This window comes from Vibrio sp. sp1 (genome assembly GCF_016920955.1).
GTDB classification, from domain to species: domain Bacteria; phylum Pseudomonadota; class Gammaproteobacteria; order Enterobacterales; family Vibrionaceae; genus Vibrio; species Vibrio alginolyticus.
In genome coordinates this window covers 70,103-89,967 of the sequence record NZ_CP060589.1, presented here as the reverse complement: position 1 = coordinate 89,967, position 19,865 = coordinate 70,103, and the positions used below count along the sequence as shown (strand labels likewise).

The window sequence follows — 19,865 nt, the reverse complement described above, 5'->3', positions numbered from 1 at the left end:
GCGGATTATAGTCCGTGGTAATGGACGCATCAAGAATGGATAGTCTTTCTTTTTAATGTACGATTGAAATGAAAGACTTAGCGAAAAAATTCGGTGATAATGTTCGTTCTATTCGAAAAGATAGAGGTATTTCTCAGGATAAGTTAGCCTTAACTGCCGACATTGACCGCAGCTATGTAGGACGTATCGAGCGTGGTGAAGTGAATATTACCCTCGAAAAAGCATATAAAATAGCTCAAGTACTTAGCTGCGATATTCGTGATTTACTACCTTAGAGTTCATTAGTTTCGTGAGTGCTACAGATCTAATCTTAATGGTTAATGTAATGTCGGAATAACATAGTAGACTTGTATAAAGGCTTACTAACATCACAAAATACATCCTGGCAATCGTTGAAAGAACCAAGAAAAAATACAACTCATAAGTTTTATACTGCTTGTACTGTCAATCGATGGCGTTTCAACCTGAGAAGTTCGCATCTTTTAACACATAACATCATGTAGTGTTTAAAGAACAACACGCAAATGAAAACGATAACTTATTTCATTTGCGTGCGCTGATATTAATGATCATTTTTCAGGTAGTTAGACTTAATGTTCTAATTATTAAAGTTGACACTTTTGTAGATTAATATATTTGTTTTTAAATGATTTTAAAGTCTGATAATTGTGTTAGGTTATTTAAAGTTTGGTTGATTTTAAGTATTGGAATATTCCGAATGGTTATATTTAGATATATACCTTAACTTTTCAGTTCTACCCATTTCTGGGTATTTGGGGTTGTCTTAAGTGGCTTTATCTGGAGACCTTTGTAAGGTGAGTGCCTTTATATATATTGTTGGCTCATTTAACCACAATAAATGCATTGATATATAACCACTCTAATTTTGTTGTCTTTAAATAAAAATATATTTTAATCTTGATTATTTTTATTTGCCTTCTAGTCTTTATGTATTAATAACATAATATTATAAATTTTTAGTTTAGAGCGAGCGTTAATTGATAAACCCGCCTTTATAAAGGTTATTAGCTTACTCAACTAAAGGCTAGGAAGGATTATTGAAAGCAATGAATGCAATTAAAAAGGTATGTCTATTTATTGGCACCATCGCTTTATCTGCTTGCACCAGTAAAGGAAGCCTATTAGTAGGTGAAGAGCCCGTACAGCCTAAGGGAGGTGAATCAGTCTCCCAAGTTGTCTTCTCGTATGCCAGTTCAATTGAAGAACAGTCAGAAGCCATAGTCATTTTTGCTAATGGTGCCGTTATGGCTGGGTTACAGCCCTCACAGCACGTTGTTTTACCTGTTTGTAATGGTAATCAGTCATTCCAAGTCACGAGAGGTGGAATGCTGGAGGCTGTTAATGTAGATGTTACAGGCAGTTTAGTTCAACACATCAAGTTTTTACCTTACTCCGCACCTTCGGGTATACGCTACGAACAAACATTTCCTATTTAGACGATAGTGTCGCTAACGCTAGCTCTAGGAGCTTCTTAGTTCCTCGCCACGATTTAGATTGTAGTATCGATCAACCGATTGAGTTCAATCTCAGCTCGGAATCATTTTTTGAGTTTGGGGGCGCGCAGCTTATGGATGTTGTTCAAGGTGACGAGTTGCAGAAGCTAGTCGACTTTATTGATAACCATAAAAACAAGGGTTTAAAGGTCACTGTCTCTGGCTATACCGATCATATAGGTGAAAGAAACTTTAATCAGAAGCTTTCTGAAGAACGTGCTCAAACTGTGGCTGATTACATTATCAGCCGTGGCTACGATGGGCCGATACGCGCTTTTGGTTTCGGTTCTAGTGAGCCTATCGTTAAGTGCTCGACTAAGCTTGCTCGCAAGGAATTGATTCGTTGCTTGCAGCCTAATCGTCGTGTCACGGTTCGGATCTGGCAGAGCAAGAAATGAATCACCACACTTGGCATTAATCAGTAAGAAATGCCTTAAATCATCCGTTGTTTTTACTCATTCATCGTAAGGGGTAGGAACAGGTTTACGTGACAACCTATGTACAAAACTAGGTCATCAAAAACATTTAACTAATCAATAATTTGGCAGGTATTGTGTTATGGATAATCAGTACGAAATCATCGTTCGTGATGGCGATCAGATTGTTGAACGCTATGATGTGGCGGCTAACAATGGTAGTACTTCTATAGGGGTACAAAATAATGTTCTTTACGAAGTGGTTGAACCAAGTACGGGTGTAGCCCCACAACAAGTTTTGTTTAAACGAATTGATGACTCGTTAGAAATCCGTTTGGGTGGCACGCCAGCCAATGCTCCAGCTAATTTAATACTCGAAGGCTACTTTCAACTAGATAACCCTCCTAAATTTGTTGGCTTAGCGGAAGACGGACAATACTACTACTTCGTTCCACAATCTGGATTAACGGAAGATCTTCTAGAAAGCTTAGAAGAAGATGAAGTTGTTTTTCAAAGTTTAGGCTATGACACGGTCGAAGAACAAACAGTTTGGTGGCCGATGATCTTGGGTGGCGTTGCTCTGGTGGGACTCGGAGCTGCCGCGATAGGAGGGGGGAGCAATGGAAGTAGCAATAATGATGAACAACCTGCTGTTGAAGATACTGAAGCTCCTAATGTTGGTTTTAGTGACTTGGCGACTAATGATAGTACACCTGCCTTAAGTGGTACTGTAAACGATGCTACAGCATCGATTGTTGTTACGATTAATGGGGTTGATTACCCAGCTATAAATAATGGTGATGGTACTTGGAGCTTGCTGGATAATACCTTACCCGAGCTTGCAGAAGGAGAGTACGCTGTAAAAATAACCGCGACAGATCCAGCTGGTAACAGCAGCACAGTATCCGGCAGCTTGGTCATAGATCTAACAGCTCCTGATACCCCAACGATAAACCCTAGTGATGGTAGTGACTTAAGCGGCAACGCTGAACCTGGCAGCCTAATTCAGATAGATGTCAACGGTGATGGTAAAACTGATTATACTACTGTTACTGATGATTCAGGGTCTTGGAGTATTACTTTTGAGCCTGCGTTAGAGAATGGATCAGAAGTCAAAGTAACAGCCACTGATAAAGCTGGCAACGAAAGTGGGCCTAGTGTATCGACGATTGACGCTCAGGGGCCTAACATACAAGTAAACGATGTGCTGACTAATGACACAACACCAGAATTAGGTGGCACCATTGATGATCCCACGGCGACTATTATTGTTAGCTTGAACGATGAGCAATACGTTGCAACTAATAATGGTGATGGGACTTGGATACTAGCAGACAATACTTTACCGTCGCTAGCTGATAACAGCTACACCGTTACGGTGACCGCCACCGATGAAGTCGGCAATCAAGGGACTGCCACAGGGGTTGTGGTTATTGATACAAATGCACCTACTGTACCTGCTGCGCCCTCAACCCCAGAATTAAACCCTACTAATGGCTCAGAGATCAGCGGCACGGCAGAAGCCGGCAGTGAAGTGCAGGTGGATGTGGATGGGGATGGCATTTCCGATTACACCACGGTTGCTGATGGCAATGGGGACTGGAGCATCACGCCAGACACGCCTTTAGCGGATGGCACGACGGTTACGGCCACGGCCAGTGATGAGGCGGGCAATGAAAGTGCGCCTGCCACGGTGGTGGTGGATGGGGTTGCGCCTATCGTCACGGTGAATGACGCTACGACCAACGATGCGACGCCAACGTTAACGGGCTCAGTGGATGATGCCACGGCGAGCGTAACGGTAACGGTGGATGGAGCGGATTATACCGCAACCAATAATGGTGATGGCACCTGGACCTTGGCGGACGATACCTTACCGTCGTTAGCCGATAGCAGCTACACCGTTACGGTGACCGCCACCGATGAGGCGGGGAACCAAGGGACCGCAACGGGGACCTTGGTGATTGATACAACGGCACCCGCCGCGCCAGTATTAGACGCGACCAACGGCTCAGAGATCAGCGGCACGGCAGAAGCCGGCAGTGAAGTGCAGGTGGATGTGGATGGGGATGGCATTTCCGATTACACCACGGTTGCCGATGGCAATGGGGACTGGAGCATCACGCCAGAGGCTCCTTTAGCGGATGGCACGACGGTTACGGCCACGGCCAGTGATGAGGCGGGCAATGAAAGTGCGCCTGCCACGGTGGTGGTGGATGGGGTTGCGCCTATCGTCTCGGTGAATGACGCTACGACCAACGATGCGACGCCAACGTTAACGGGCTCGGTGGATGATGCCACGGCGAGCGTAACGGTAACGGTGGATGGAGCGGATTATACCGCAACCAATAATGGTGATGGCACCTGGACCTTGGCGGACGATACCTTACCGTCGTTAGCCGATAGCAGCTACACCGTTACGGTGACCGCCACCGATGAGGCGGGGAACCAGGGGACCGCAACGGGGACCTTGGTGATTGATACAACGGCACCCGCGGCGCCAGTATTAGACGCGACCAACGGCTCAGAGATCAGCGGCACGGCAGAAGCCGGCAGTGAAGTGCAGGTGGATGTGGATGGGGATGGCATTTCCGATTACACCACGGTTGCTGATGGCAATGGGGACTGGAGCATCACGCCAGACACGCCTTTAGCGGATGGCACGACGGTTACGGCCACGGCCAGTGATGAGGCGGGCAATGAAAGTGCGCCTGCCACGGTGGTGGTGGATGGGGTTGCGCCTATCGTCACGGTGAATGACGCTACGACCAACGATGCGACGCCAACGTTAACGGGCTCAGTGGATGATGCCACGGCGAGCGTAACGGTAACGGTGGATGGAGCGGATTATACCGCAACCAATAATGGTGATGGCACCTGGACCTTGGCGGACGATACCTTACCGTCGTTAGCCGATAGCAGCTACACCGTTACGGTGACCGCCACCGATGAGGCGGGGAACCAAGGGACCGCAACGGGGACCTTGGTGATTGATACAACGGCACCCACCGCGCCAGTATTAGACGCGACCAACGGCTCAGAGATCAGCGGCACGGCAGAAGCCGGCAGTGAAGTGCAGGTGGATGTGGATGGGGATGGCATTTCCGATTACACCACGGTTGCCGATGGCAATGGGGACTGGAGCATCACGCCAGAGGCTCCTTTAGCGGATGGCACGACGGTTACGGCCACGGCCAGTGATGAGGCGGGCAATGAAAGTGCGCCTGCCACGGTGGTGGTGGATGGGGTTGCGCCTATCGTCACGGTGAATGACGCTACGACCAACGATGCGACGCCAACGTTAACGGGCTCGGTGGATGACGCCACGGCGAGCGTAACGGTAACGGTGGATGGGGCAGATTATCCAGCAACCAATAATGGTGATGGCACCTGGACCTTGGCGGACGATACCTTAGCGTCGTTAGCCGATAACAGCTACACCGTTACGGTAACGGCCACCGATGAGGCGGGGAACCAGGGGGTAGCCTCTGGTACGTTGGTTGTTGATACAGTAGGGCCAATAGTTACGGCTAATGACGTTACTACTAATGATACGACGCCGGCATTAGTGGGTACGGTTAATGATGTTACCGCTAATATTACGGTCACAGTTAATGGGGTTGATTATCCAGCAACCAATAACGGTGATGGCACCTGGACCTTGGCGGACAATACGTTAGCGTCGCTAACTGACAACAGCTACACCGTTACGGTGACCGCCATCGATGAGGCGGGGAACCAAGGGACCGCAACGGGGACCTTGGTGATTGATACAACGGCACCCGCCGCGCCAGTATTAGACGGGACCAACGGCTCAGAGATCAGCGGCACGGCAGAAGCCGGCAGTGAAGTGCAGGTGGATGTGGATGGGGATGGCATTTCCGATTACACCACGGTTGCCGATGGCAATGGGGACTGGAGCATCACGCCAGACGCGCCTTTAGCGGATGGCACGACGGTTACGGCCACGGCCAGTGATGAGACGGGCAATGAAAGTGCGCCTGCCACGGTGGTGGTGGATGGGGTTGCGCCTATCGTCACGGTGAATGACGCTACGACCAACGATGCGACGCCAACGTTAACGGGCTCGGTGGATGACGCCACGGCGAGCGTAACGGTAACGGTGGATGGAGCGGATTATACCGCAACCAATAATGGTGATGGCACCTGGACCTTGGCGGACGATACCTTAGCGTCGTTAGCCGATAACAGCTACACCGTTACGGTAACGGCCACCGATGAGGCGGGGAACCAGGGGGTAGCCTCTGGTACGTTGGTTGTTGATACAGTAGGGCCAATAGTTACGGCTAATGACGTTACTACTAATGATACGACGCCGGCATTAGTGGGTACGGTTAATGATGTTACCGCTAATATTACGGTCACAGTTAATGGGGTTGATTATCCAGCAACCAATAACGGTGATGGCTCCTGGACCTTGGCGGACAACACCTTACCGTCGCTAGCCGATAACAGCTACACCGTTACGGTAACAGCAACCGATGAGGCGGGGAACCAAGGGACCGCAACGGGGACCTTGGTGATTGATACAACGGCACCCGCCGCGCCAGTATTAGACGCGACCAACGGCTCGGAGATCAGCGGCTCGGCAGAAGCCGGCAGTGAAGTGCAGGTGGATGTGGATGGGGATGGCATTTCCGATTACACCACGGTTGCTGATGGCAATGGGGACTGGAGCATCACGCCAGACGCGCCTTTAGCGGATGGCACGACGGTTACGGCCACGGCCAGTGATGAGGCGGGCAATGAAAGTGCGCCTGCCACGGTGGTGGTGGATGGGGTTGCGCCTATCGTCTCGGTGCATGACGCTACGACCAACGATGCGACGCCAACGTTAACGGGCTCGGTGGATGACGCCACGGCGAGCGTAACGGTAACGGTGGATGGAGCGGATTATACCGCAACCAATAATGGTGATGGCACCTGGACCTTGGCGGACAATACGTTAGCGTCCTTAGCCGATAACAGCTACACCGTTACGGTGACCGCCACCGATGAGGCGGGGAACCAGGGGACAACAACGGGCACTTTGGTGATTGATACAATGGCGCCTGCCGCGCCAGTATTAGACGCGACCAACGGCTCAGAGATCAGCGGTACGGCAGAAGCCGGCAGTGAAGTGCAGGTGGATGTGGATGGGGATGGCATTTCCGATTACACCACGGTTGCTGATGGCAATGGGGACTGGAGCATCACGCCAGACGCGCCTTTAGCGGATGGCACGACGGTTACGGCCACAGCCAGTGATGAGGCGGGCAATGAAAGTGCGCCTGCCACGGTGGTGGTGGATGGGGTTGCGCCTATCGTCACGGTGAATGACGCTACGACCAACGATGCGACGCCAACGTTAACGGGCTCGGTGGATGACGCCACGGCGAGCGTAACGGTAACGGTGGATGGGGCAGATTATCCAGCAACCAATAATGGTGATGGCACCTGGACCTTGGCGGACAATACCTTACCGTCGTTAGCCGATAACAGCTACACCGTAACGGTAACGGCAACCGATGAGGCGGGGAACCAGGGGACAATAACGGGCACCTTGAACATTGATACGGTTGCTCCGGATAGTCCAGTTATTAATGCCGGAAATGGTACGGAAATTAGTGGCATTGCGGAAGCGAATAGCATTGTTCGTCTTGATGTTGATAGCGATGGTATGCCCGATTATACAACCGCTGCAGATGAAAATGGCAACTGGAGTGTAACGCCAGATAGTCCGCTGAATAACGGTACAGAGGTCGTTGCGACGGCCACCGATAAAGCAGGGAACACCAGTGCTCCTGCTACGAGTACCATCAACACTTCCGCCGCGACGGTTACGTTCAATAATGAAGTCACTAATGATGACACTCCTCCCTTATCTGGGACTATAAGCAATCCAACAGCAAATGTCGTTGTTAGCCTAAATGGAACTGATTATCCAGCAACCAATAATGGTGATGGCTCCTGGACCTTGGCGGACAACACCTTACCGTCGCTAGCCGATAACAGCTACACCGTTACGGTGACCGCCACCGATGAGGCGGGGAACCAAGGGACCGCAACGGGGACCTTGGTGATTGATACAACGGCACCCGCCGCGCCAGTATTAGACGCGACCAACGGCTCGGAGATCAGCGGCACGGCAGAAGCCGGCAGTGAAGTGCAGGTGGATGTGGATGGGGATGGCATTTCCGATTACACCACGGTTGCTGATGGCAATGGGGACTGGAGCATCACGCCAGACACGCCTTTAGCGGATGGCACGACGGTTACGGCCACGGCCAGTGATGAGGCGGGCAATGAAAGTGCGCCTGCCACGGTGGTGGTGGATGGGGTTGCGCCTATCGTCACGGTGAATGACGCTACGACCAACGATGCGACGCCAACGTTAACGGGCTCGGTGGATGACGCCACGGCGAGCGTAACGGTAACGGTGGATGGAGCGGATTATACCGCAACCAATAATGGTGATGGCACCTGGACCTTGGCGGACAATACGTTAGCGTCCTTAGCCGATAACAGCTACACCGTTACGGTAACGGCCACCGATGAGGCGGGGAACCAGGGGGTAGCCTCTGGTACGTTAGTTGTTGATACAGTAGGGCCAATAGTTACGGCTAATGACGTTACTACTAATGATACGACGCCGGCATTAGTGGGTACGGTTAATGATGTTACCGCTAATATTACGGTCACAGTTAATGGGGTTGATTATCCAGCAACCAATAATGGTGATGGCACCTGGACCTTGGCGGACAACACCTTACCGTCGCTAGCCGATAACAGCTACACCGTTACGGTGACCGCCACCGATGAGGCGGGGAACCAAGGGACCGCAACGGGGACCTTGGTGATTGATACAACGGCACCCGCCGCGCCAGTATTAGACGCGACCAACGGCTCAGAGATCAGCGGCACGGCAGAAGCCGGCAGTGAAGTGCAGGTGGATGTGGATGGGGATGGCATTTCCGATTACACCACGGTTGCTGATGGCAATGGGGACTGGAGCATCACGCCAGACACGCCTTTAGCGGATGGCACGACGGTTACGGCCACGGCCAGTGATGAGGCGGGCAATGAAAGTGCGCCTGCCACGGTGGTGGTGGATGGGGTTGCGCCTATCGTCTCGGTGAATGACGCTACGACCAACGATGCGACGCCAACGTTAACGGGCTCGGTGGATGACGCCACGGCGAGCGTAACGGTAACGGTGGATGGAGCGGATTATACCGCAACCAATAATGGTGATGGCACCTGGACCTTGGCGGACAATACGTTAGCGTCCTTAGCCGATAACAGCTACACCGTTACGGTAACGGCCACCGATGAGGCGGGGAACCAGGGGGTAGCCTCTGGTACGTTAGTTGTTGATACAGTAGGGCCAATAGTTACGGCTAATGACGTTACTACTAATGATACGACGCCGGCATTAGTGGGTACGGTTAATGATGTTACCGCTAATATTACGGTCACAGTTAATGGGGTTGATTATCCAGCAACCAATAACGGTGATGGCACCTGGACCTTGGCGGACAACACCTTACCGTCGCTAGCCGATAACAGCTACACCGTTACGGTGACCGCCACCGATGAGGCGGGGAACCAAGGGACCGCAACGGGGACCTTGGTGATTGATACAACGGCACCCGCCGCGCCAGTATTAGACGCGACCAACGGCTCAGAGATCAGCGGCACGGCAGAAGCCGGCAGTGAAGTGCAGGTGGATGTGGATGGGGATGGCATTTCCGATTACACCACGGTTGCTGATGGCAATGGGGACTGGAGCATCACGCCAGACACGCCTTTAGCGGATGGCACGACGGTTACGGCCACAGCCAGTGATGAGGCGGGCAATGAAAGTGCGCCTGCCACGGTGGTGGTGGATGGGGTTGCGCCTATCGTCTCGGTGAATGACGCTACGACCAACGATGCGACGCCAACGTTAACGGGCTCAGTGGATGATGCCACGGCGAGCGTAACGGTAACGGTGGATGGAGCGGATTATACCGCAACCAATAATGGTGATGGCACCTGGACCTTGGCGGACAATACGTTAGCGTCGTTAGCCGATAACAGCTACACCGTTACGGTAACGGCCACCGATGAGGCGGGGAACCAGGGGGTAGCCTCTGGTACGTTGGTTGTTGATACAGTAGGGCCAATAGTTACGGCTAATGACGTTACTACTAATGATACGACGCCGGCATTAGTGGGTACGGTTAATGATGTTACCGCTAATATTACGGTCACAGTTAATGGGGTTGATTATCCAGCAACCAATAACGGTGATGGCACCTGGACCTTGGCGGACGATACCTTACCGTCGTTAGCCGATAGCAGCTACACCGTTACGGTGACCGCCACCGATGAGGCGGGGAACCAAGGGACCGCAACGGGGACCTTGGTGATTGATACAACGGCACCCGCCGCGCCAGTATTAGACGCGACCAACGGCTCAGAGATCAGCGGCACGGCAGAAGCCGGCAGTGAAGTGCAGGTGGATGTGGATGGGGATGGCATTTCCGATTACACCACGGTTGCTGATGGCAATGGGGACTGGAGCATCACGCCAGACGCGCCTTTAGCGGATGGCACGACGGTTACGGCCACAGCCAGTGATGAGGCGGGCAATGAAAGTGCGCCTGCCACGGTGGTGGTGGATGGGGTTGCGCCTATTGTCTCGGTGAATGACGCTACGACCAACGATGCGACGCCAACGTTAACAGGCTCAGTGGATGATGCCACGGCGAGCGTAACGGTAACGGTGGATGGAGCGGATTATACCGCAACCAATAATGGTGATGGCTCCTGGACCTTGGCGGACGATACCTTAGCGTCGTTAGCCGATAACAGCTACACCGTTACGGTAACGGCCACCGATGAGGCGGGGAACCAGGGGGTAGCCTCTGGTACGTTGGTTGTTGATACAGTAGGGCCAATAGTTACGGCTAATGACGTTACTACTAATGATACGACGCCGGCATTAGTGGGTACGGTTAATGATGTTACCGCTAATATTACGGTCACAGTTAATGGGGTTGATTATCCAGCAACCAATAACGGTGATGGCACCTGGACCTTGGCGGACAATACGTTAGCGTCGCTAGCTGACAACAGCTACACCGTTACGGTAACAGCAACCGATGAGGCGGGGAACCAGGGGGTAGCCTCTGGTACATTAGTTATCGACACTACCGGACCAAGTAATGGTGATGGGAGTAATTCGATCGCGTTTAATGACGGTGGTGATGAGTTGTTAAGTGAGACTGAATCGGTTTCAGTATCTTTATCGGGACAAGTAGAGGTTGGAGCAACCATAGATTCGATTCTAGTCAGTGACGGTAATACCAATATCTCTATTCCTACAACGAATATTACCGTAGACGGCTCGGGCGTAGTTACCGTCAATAACCTTAACTTATCCGGTTTGAGTGATGGTTTGATTACAGTCTTCATGGAAGTGACAGATGCAGTGGGGAACACTGGCACAGTTACTGATACCACCATTTTAGATACATCTGTCAGTGGTGGTGTAATTGGTGAACCGATAGTTAGCTTTGATAGCATCACCACTGACTCTGGTACTGGTGGTGATTTTATCACAAGTGATACAACGTTAGTGTTGACCGGTACCATCAACACTAGTGAAGCTACACTACTTACTGTTAATGTGTCAGGAACAATATATACCGAAGGTACCGACCCAGAGCTAACTATAGACGGTAGTGGTAACTGGGTGCTTGATCTTTCAAATGCTACTCTATCTTTAGGAACACATTCAGTTATAGCCACCGTCACTGATGAAGCCGGGAATAGTGAAAGTAGCCTTGCTCAAGATATTGTAATTCAATCGATTGATGCAGTCGAAGATACTAGCTCTCTAGATATGGGAGATCCTACCGTAACAGTATCTCCTGCTCAAACGACTCAAGATGTCCAAGTGGTTGGGGTGGCAGAAAGCACTGGAGGCACAGACGCAAGCTCTGCGTTTACAGTGTCTGTAGATCATGTTGGTGAAGTAGCGATTGAGGTCTCGCAAAAGAGCTTGGTTGCTGTGGCCGATGCATACAAAGTTGAGGTGTACAATTCAAACAATGAGCTAGTGTATGCAAGTGTTAGTGCTAATTCTCAATTGGCTGATGTTGGTGGTTTAGATGTGTTTAATGTTACAGGTGATGAAACTGTTTCATTCACTGTGGATGGACTAGCGGCAGGAGATTATACGGTCGTTGTACGCAATGATGAGAGTAAGTTGGAAGAATTGCTCGATAGCGATGGCAATGGTGATGTTAATCTAACCGAGCTTGGTAATGCTGGAGTAGTATTGGGGCCAGATAACCAGGATTCTGTTTTAAATACTGTTGAAGGAACTCTCGGAGTAGTTCTAGGCCCTCCAGTGCGAGGAATTCTGGAGTCTGCGCTGGACACCACGACCGAAATTGGGGCGGGTGAACTTGTAGACGTTTTGACTTTAGGTCTAGACGGGCTTGGCTTGACAGGTAGTTTAGATATCGTGCTGAGCGCTGTTGCTGATGCATTACTCAGTAATACGTTAACAGTGTTACAAGGCACCGATATTACGACGACAGTCACTGAGTACATTTATAACGGAGAAACTGAGGCGCAAGGCAATGTTATTACGGGTAATAGCAATGGAGAGGGAGCAGACGCCGTTATAGCAGGATCTTTGATCACGGAAGTTGAGAGCTCAACTGGTGAGAGCCTTATCGTCAATGCGTCAGGTGTTACTACTATAGAAGGACAATTTGGCACATTGGATATTGAATCTGATGGTAGCTATCGCTATGTTGCCAATGGTGATAGAGCCTCTGTCGGGCAAAATGAAATCTTTACCTACACTTTATCGGATGGCGAAACATCGGATACAGCAACGCTGACGATTGCGATCTCTGGGACAGATTTTACTGCTGCATCCGCTCAATCAGATTCAGTAGATATGGCATTAGGTGTACAAACCAGCCAAGTAAGTGAGCCTGTGACAGACAGCGATACGCAAGTTCTTGGGCTGTTAGAAGGTGCATCGAGCGATACAACACTATCAAGTATAAGCACGACGAATAACGCAAGCAGTATTTCAAGCACTCCTATTATTGTAGGCAGCGGCTTCAATGGAGAAGTTGTTGTAGAAGTGAACCAAGAAGCTTTAGTGGCCGTTGCAGATGCGTATGTTGTTGAGGTTGTTGATGCCCAGGGTCAAGTCGTTAGACAAGCAATGTCACCAGACAATCCTCTTGTAGGTGACGTTGCAGGACTGACTGTTTTAGGGGTGACTGGTGATGATACTCTCGTGGCTAACTTCTCGGGGTTACCGGCTGGCGAATATTCGGTTGTAGTTCGTAACGATGAAAGTGAGCTGGCAAATCTGTTTGATACGAGTGGTGATAATAATGTATCTCTAACGGAATTGGGCTCAGGTGGTGTGGTTTTGGGCGCAGAAAATCAAGAAGTGCTCCTAGACGCAATTGAATCCGCTTTAAATGGTAACGTTTTGGGTTCTGCAGGTGGATTGGGAGTTGGAAGTGCAGTGCGCACATTTATTCTTGAACCATTACTGGCCAGTGCTGACAGTATTGGCGCGGGTGATTTAGTCGACACCTTAACGACCGGATTGAATGCCATTGGTTTAGCTAGTGTTGTGGATGAGGTGTTGGATATAGTTGCGGACACTTTATTAAGTAATACCTTAACACTACTACAACGAACTGATGTGACGTCTACCCTCACTGAGTATCAGTTTGAAGGCAGTACAACGGTTAGTGGCAACGTGATCCAGGGGGGGAATGCTGGTGAAGTAGCTGACTCGCTCACGAATGGTGGTGTGGTAACCCAAGTGACTAATAGCGACGGTGATATAGTTACAGTTCTTGGAAGCAGCACATTGGGTGTCGTACTGAGTGGTCAGTATGGTGAGCTTACCGTTTATGAAGACGGAAATTACACTTATGTGGCTAACGGAGCACGTGCTGGCTTAGGTGATAGTGATAGTTTCACTTATACCATCTCAGATGGATTTAGCAGTTCGAGTGCAGAGCTAACCTTCAACCTTTCAGGTCAAGGAACTGCTTCAGATACGGCTATTGCGGGCCTTCACTATGATTACGTTTCAGTTGTTGAACCAGAGATAACTGACGCGCTAAATGTTAGTTGGCTTGTATCATTAGGCGGCTCCCAGTCTGATACATACAGTGTCGAGGTGGCAGCGAACACCACTCAGGATTTGCGATTTACTTTAGATAGCAATGAATTACTTGGTCTTGGCAGTAACGTTACATTGACACTGGCACAAGATGTAGGGGGCGTGATGACTGAAGTAGAAAGCTTCTCTGATGATGCATTATTGTCGTTAGTCAGTGGGAATAGTGGGCAGGTGATATTTGATGGACTGGCGGAAGGCAGTTATGAAGTTACATTAACAGTCAACGTTCCTGTGGGAGTTGCGGGTTCCTTGGGCGCTAACTTGACATCTATTACGCACTATATGGATCAATATACGGTGGATGAGGTTTCTGTTGCGGAAGGGAACTTATTTGATAATGATGTTCAGTTTGGTACAGATTATAGTCTGTCTGTTTCTGGCGACGGATTGAATTTCGAAACTATTGCTACCAATACCACTCTAGTAGGGCAATACGGATCTCTAAATGTTGATGCGCAGGGTAATTACAGCTATACACCGGATAGCAATTTAGCCGTCTTTGGTGGAATCCTCAATGACTCATTCACTTATGAAGTGGCATACCCCGATGGAACGGTGGAACGAACTCAACTAAATGTCTTTGTAAAGGCAACGGGAGAAGGCGTTCCTGAGTCAGTCACGACTATGATGGAAGCAATGCTCTCGTATACCGCTGAAGAGAGTTCTGACCTCACCTTAATGGAGTCATCTGATGGGCAAGTTGAGCCATTAGCGAGCAGTGACTCAGGTAGCATCGTGATAGATGGAGTCATGTTTAGTAATGCAGGTTCAATTACGCCACCATTAACGAGCGAAGAGGAGAGTAATGTCGGTTACTAAATCTACTATCAGAGCGTCGTTGTTATTGATGAGTTTAGCCTGTAGTAGTAGTTGGTCGGCCTCTTCAATAGAGGCCCCTTCTCTACGGCAACTGGTTATTCAAGGTTTATCTTTGAACCCGAGAGTTAGGGCGATTGAAGCAGAAGTAGAGCAAGCCGATATGAGAGTTGACCTGAGTGAAGGAGGTTATTGGCCAACACTGGATGTGTCCGCGGGACCTGCCGATGGTGTAAAAGGGGATCTCGCTTACAACATAAATGCCAGTTACACCCTTTATGATTGGGGGGCTTTGGATAGTGAAGTGAGTAGCATGAATGCCCGAGCGCGAGAAAAGATGCATTACTTAAGGCAGGTTCGATCCGAGGTAGGGTTAGAAATCATTGAAGCTTACTTTGATAGCAAAATGGAATTACAGCGAAAGAGACTGATACTTGACCACCAGAGCCATCTTGAGAATATAGAGAAAATGGCCAATGTGCGTAGCGGCGGTGGATACAGTGATCGTTCTGAGGTCAATCGAGTCCGTCAAGCTATATACTATAGTGAGCAACAGTGGCAACAAGCTTTGAGCGATGAGCGTCAGGCAAAGCTTCGTTTGGAATTACTGATCCAAAGGCCAGTCAATCGCTTACCTACACTGCCGAACTTTTCTCAAATTCAACAGAACGTACTACCGAGAAAGGAAGATGAATCGACACTCATTAAACAATCACCACAATATATGCAAGCTGTCGAGAAAGTGGAAGTTGCAAAAAATGATGCGAGTCAAGCTAAAGCAGAACAATTGCCGAAACTTGTGCTTGATGCCTACTCTCAGCGTAGAAAAGTGGGAGGTGATTTACTGGAAGATTCTGCTATCGCTGTCAATGTTAGAGCCAGTCTAAAGCAAGGCCCTGCGAGCTTTGACTTAGATGATGTTGAACATTTGCGAGCCGAAGCTGCGAAATGGGATGTGCAATTTACCCAACTCGATATGGCACGAAACATGGGAATACAGCGCGAAACGATGGCGACGCTCGAAAAACAAGAAGGCGCCATTATCAATCAGCTTGATGCAGCAACGAATTTGGTATTAGCGTATCAAGACCAATTTCGGGCTGGTCTAACCACTGTTCAAGAATTGTTGAACGTCGAGCGCGAACGTTTTGAGTTAGCTAATCAACATTTGAATGTTTCTATAGAGCTACTAAGAATTCCATACCGAATTCGAGCTGAGTTAGGCGTGTTGGATTCTTATTTTGCTCCAGAAAGTTATGGGGGTGAATATTGAATCAGACGCAGAGTAAAGACCCACTTAGAGAGGCGCTCGTTAATTATTGTGCATTGATTGGCAAGCCAATTCGCTACAATGTCATTGGTGAAGGTCTACCATTGAAAGACGGGAAATTTTCAATTGAGCTGATTAATAGGGCTTTAGATTCCCACGGAATTTCTTCCGTAATCTTGGAAAAGTCATTAGGAAAGCTGAATAATCAACACTTGCCAGCCCTTCTGCTAACCGAAGACAATGATGGTATTATTCTGCTTAAAGTGAGCGATGAGCAATTCACTACCTATTGTCCTATAACAAAAGGACAAAGAGTTGTTCCTCGTGTTGATATTGAAAGTCGGTATTCCGGTTTCGTTGTTATTGCAAGCGTTTCATATAAATCTGATGACCGTGCAGAGGGGTATGCGGAGCCTTATGAAAAACATTGGTTGAAGTCCCAACTCTTAAAGTGTTGGCCAACCTATATCGATGTTGGTATAGCTTCCTTGTTCGCTAATATTCTGGCTATCGGGACCTCACTGTTTGCGCTACAAGTATACGATAGGGTGGTGCCTAGTGATGCATTCGATACCCTGTTTATATTGACGTCTGGGGTCGTTATTGCAATCGTTTTTGACTTCCTACTACGTATTTTACGCGCCTATTTACTAGATGTGACGGGTAAAAAGCTTGACCTTGAACTCTCATCTCGTTTGTTTTGTCAAGTGTTGCACATGCGCTTAAAAGCCAAACCTCAATCCGTCGGAGCGTTTTCAAGTCAATTAAAAGAGTTCGAAACTATTCGCGAGTTTTTTACTTCATCGACAGCGGCGACTATCAGTGACTTCCCTTTCATTTTCCTTTTCTTGTTAGTGATCTGGTATCTCGGTGGTGCTGTGGTTTGGGTTCCAGTGCTTGCTATAGTATTTATGCTGTTGCCCAGCCTACTTATGCAGGGGAAATTAGCACGGTTATCTAGAGAGGGGTTAAAAGAAGGAGCTATTAAACATGGGCTTATGATTGAAGTGATAGAGAACCTTGAAACAGTCAAAGCTACCAACGCTACTTCGCGCAACCTTTTCCTTTGGGAGCTTCTGACAAAAAAACAAGCAGCTGACAGCATTGATTTAAAAAGCTTGTCTAACAAACTCAGCTATGGTGCGTCAATGGTTCAGCAATTGGGATTCATTTTTGTCGTTGTTGTTGGGGTCCACCAGATTAGTGCGAGCGAAATGACCATTGGTGCTTTGATAGCCTGTACCATGCTCACGTCTCGTGCGATTGCACCAGTTAACCAAATTACAGGCGTATTGGTACGCTGGCAACATGTGAAAGTGGCTCTAGAAGGGCTCGACCAAATTATGCAGGCTCCTGTGGAGCGCCCTTGTGGACGCCAATTTGCAGAAAAGTCTAAGTTAAATGGTGATTATCAGTTAGAAAATGTATGTTTGACGTATGGAGAAGAAGGACAAAAAGCACTCTCTATAGAAAAGCTCAAAATTAAAGCAGGAACCCACACGATTTTGCTAGGAGGTAACGGTGCGGGAAAATCAAGCCTCTTACGTGTACTTGCTGGATTAGAAGATATTGATAGTGGTCACTTGTTGATTGACGATATTTCTATGACCCAGCTTGATCCTAGTGACCGACAACGAGACATTGGTTATCTACCACAAGACTCTGCGCTTTTTTACGGTACTTTGCGCGAGAATCTACTTATCGGTGGTGACAGACATTCCGACGACGTCATTTTTGAGGTGCTCGACAATATTGGTTTGGGGTCTGCTGTTCGCGCGCATCCTCTCGGATTAGATATGCCAATTTTAGGAAACCGAAGTTTATCTGGAGGACAACGACAAGCCGTCGCATTAGCTCGCCTCATACTGCAAAACCCAAGAATTGTTTTATTGGATGAACCTACATCAGCGTTTGATCAAAGTAATGAAGAAAAAGTGATTAGGTTTATGAGTACGTGGCTAAAAGGTAAAACCTTAGTGATGTCTACACATAAACGCAGCATGCTCAGTCTTGGCAGTCAAGGTATCGTTCTAAGCAATGGTAGCGTCGCGATGCAAGGTGATTTTGATAAAATATTAGGCATTCAGCAACCAAAGGTGAAAGCATGGGTTCGTCCAGCAAACTGATAGGAGGCGAGCGCATTCTTTCGGCTCGACCTGCATTGTGGTTATGTTCTCTGATTGTTGCCGTTTTTATCCTCTGGGCAGCTTTTTCAGAAATTGACGAGGTAACCCGAGGTGAAGGAAAAATTATCCCTTCTAGTCGTTTACAGAAAATTCAGAGCCTTGAAGGCGGTATTGTACAAAATTTACTCGTAAAAGAAGGGCAGTTGGTCAACGAAGGCGATATTCTGATACATATGGATAAAACTCGCTTTCAAGCTGCTTATCGAGAAGGGCGGAGTCAAGTTTCTTCATTACTCGCGTCAATCACTAGGTTAGAAGCAGAAGTCAAAAATAAGCCTTCATTGACCTTCTCTGATCAGGCGCGTATTGATAACAAAGATTTAGCCTTTGAGCGAGCACTGTTCGAAACTAGGCGAAATAGTAAGAAAGAGAAGATTTCAGGCTTAAAACGCAGAATAATGATTGTAGAAGATCAACTAGCTATCTTAAGGCCAATGGTTAAATCGGCATCAGTCAGTAAAATGGAAGCGTTACGCTTAGAGAAAGAATTGGAAGATCTTAAAGGTCAAATAGTAGAAGTAAACAATAGCTATATGCAGGACGCTTACACGGAATTGACACAGAAAAAAGCGGAGCTTAATGTTCTTAACGAAGCCTTGGTACAGCGGCAAGATCAATTACTGAGAACAGAAATAGTTTCACCAGTAAAAGGTATGGTTAATGATATTGTCATCACGACAAAAGGAGGTGTTGTCCAGCCAGGTGAGCCGATAATGTATGTGCTGCCTATTGATGAGCAGTTGTTAGTCGAAGCTAAAATTGCACCAGAGGATATCGCGTTTCTTGCCCCCGGTATGCCAGCAAAGGTAAAAATTACGGCCTATGACTTCTCTATTTATGGTGACTTAGAAGGAGAGGTTATTCAAATTAGTCCCGATACTATCGAGGAAGAGACGTCTCAAGGAAAAGTTTATTTCTATCAAATTCTCGTTAAGACCGAGACTAACTTTCTCGAGAAGGAGGGCAAGCAGTATCCAATTCGCCCAGGAATGATTGCCCAGGTCGATGTATTAGGAGGGAAGAAAACGGTTCTTAATTATTTACTCAACCCGCTACTCAAGGCTAAATTAAATTAAATGACAGGCATTATTTTAGCAAACGACAAAGGTAGTTAGTTTTCCCGTTACCTACCTAATTCAACTAAATATGACCAAGTACCCAAATGATCGCTATGTGTGATGCTCTAGATTAAAGTTTATACAGAAGCTTTACTACGATACTCCAAAGATCTATGTGGCTTGTATTCCTTAACGAATAGATGAATTTTTTGAGCTCAATTGAAAAGGTGATGGTTGGAACGGTAACACTCTATCGAATCAACGGACTTAAAGCGAGACATACTTCATCGAGCATCAAAAAAGAGTCGCTACCCTGGCGACTCCTTGTAAGTTACACAACGCTTACTTATTCAGCATTATTTTATTGGTGCATCCGCTCTTT

7 protein-coding genes are annotated in these 19,865 nt (G+C 48.3%); all 7 read left to right on the top strand.

The annotated features are described in order from the left end of the window. Positions 1-68: 68 nt before the first annotated feature. The 7 genes from H9L11_RS00405 to H9L11_RS00375 all read left to right on the top strand — a co-directional run bounded on the left by H9L11_RS00405 (position 69) and on the right by H9L11_RS00375 (position 19,501). Positions 69-275, top strand: coding sequence for a helix-turn-helix transcriptional regulator (locus H9L11_RS00405; RefSeq protein ID WP_154204496.1), 207 nt, complete (start codon positions 69-71; stop codon positions 273-275). A 783-nt stretch (positions 276-1,058) separates the two neighbouring features. Further along, a complete protein-coding gene (locus H9L11_RS00400) occupies positions 1,059-1,457 on the top strand; it encodes a hypothetical protein (RefSeq protein ID WP_205390914.1) in 399 nt (132 codons plus the stop codon). 131 nt (positions 1,458-1,588) lie between these two features. Further along, positions 1,589-1,912: an OmpA family protein gene (locus tag H9L11_RS00395; protein ID WP_205390913.1), complete on the top strand. Its 324-nt coding sequence runs from the start codon at positions 1,589-1,591 to the stop codon at positions 1,910-1,912. 160 nt (positions 1,913-2,072) lie between these two features. After that, on the top strand, positions 2,073-14,972 hold the full coding sequence (locus H9L11_RS00390) for an Ig-like domain-containing protein (RefSeq protein ID WP_205390912.1): 12,900 nt from the start codon (positions 2,073-2,075) through the stop codon (positions 14,970-14,972). Continuing rightward, a complete protein-coding gene (locus tag H9L11_RS00385; RefSeq protein ID WP_033906201.1) occupies positions 14,959-16,242 on the top strand; it encodes a TolC family protein in 1,284 nt (427 codons plus the stop codon). The genes H9L11_RS00390 and H9L11_RS00385 overlap by 14 nt, the downstream gene beginning before the upstream one ends. After that, entirely contained in the window at positions 16,239-18,365 is a 2,127-nt protein-coding gene (locus tag H9L11_RS00380) for a type I secretion system permease/ATPase (protein ID WP_017633495.1), read from the top strand. Before H9L11_RS00385 ends, H9L11_RS00380 begins: the two co-directional genes overlap by 4 nt. Next, complete coding sequence (locus H9L11_RS00375; RefSeq protein ID WP_154204499.1) at positions 18,344-19,501, top strand: HlyD family efflux transporter periplasmic adaptor subunit; 1,158 nt, start codon at positions 18,344-18,346, stop codon at positions 19,499-19,501. The genes H9L11_RS00380 and H9L11_RS00375 overlap by 22 nt, the downstream gene beginning before the upstream one ends. The last annotated feature ends 364 nt before the right edge of the window (positions 19,502-19,865 follow it).

Excerpts from the sequence above, each read along its gene's own strand:
- H9L11_RS00385 (WP_033906201.1), top strand. The coding sequence starts at position 14,959 with ATGTCGGTTACTAAATCTACTATCAGAGCGTCGTTGTTATTGATGAGT.
- H9L11_RS00395 (WP_205390913.1), top strand. The coding sequence starts at position 1,589 with ATGGATGTTGTTCAAGGTGACGAGTTGCAGAAGCTAGTCGACTTTATT.
- H9L11_RS00390 (WP_205390912.1), top strand. The coding sequence starts at position 2,073 with ATGGATAATCAGTACGAAATCATCGTTCGTGATGGCGATCAGATTGTT.
- H9L11_RS00405 (WP_154204496.1), top strand. The coding sequence starts at position 69 with ATGAAAGACTTAGCGAAAAAATTCGGTGATAATGTTCGTTCTATTCGA.
- H9L11_RS00375 (WP_154204499.1), top strand. The coding sequence starts at position 18,344 with ATGGGTTCGTCCAGCAAACTGATAGGAGGCGAGCGCATTCTTTCGGCT.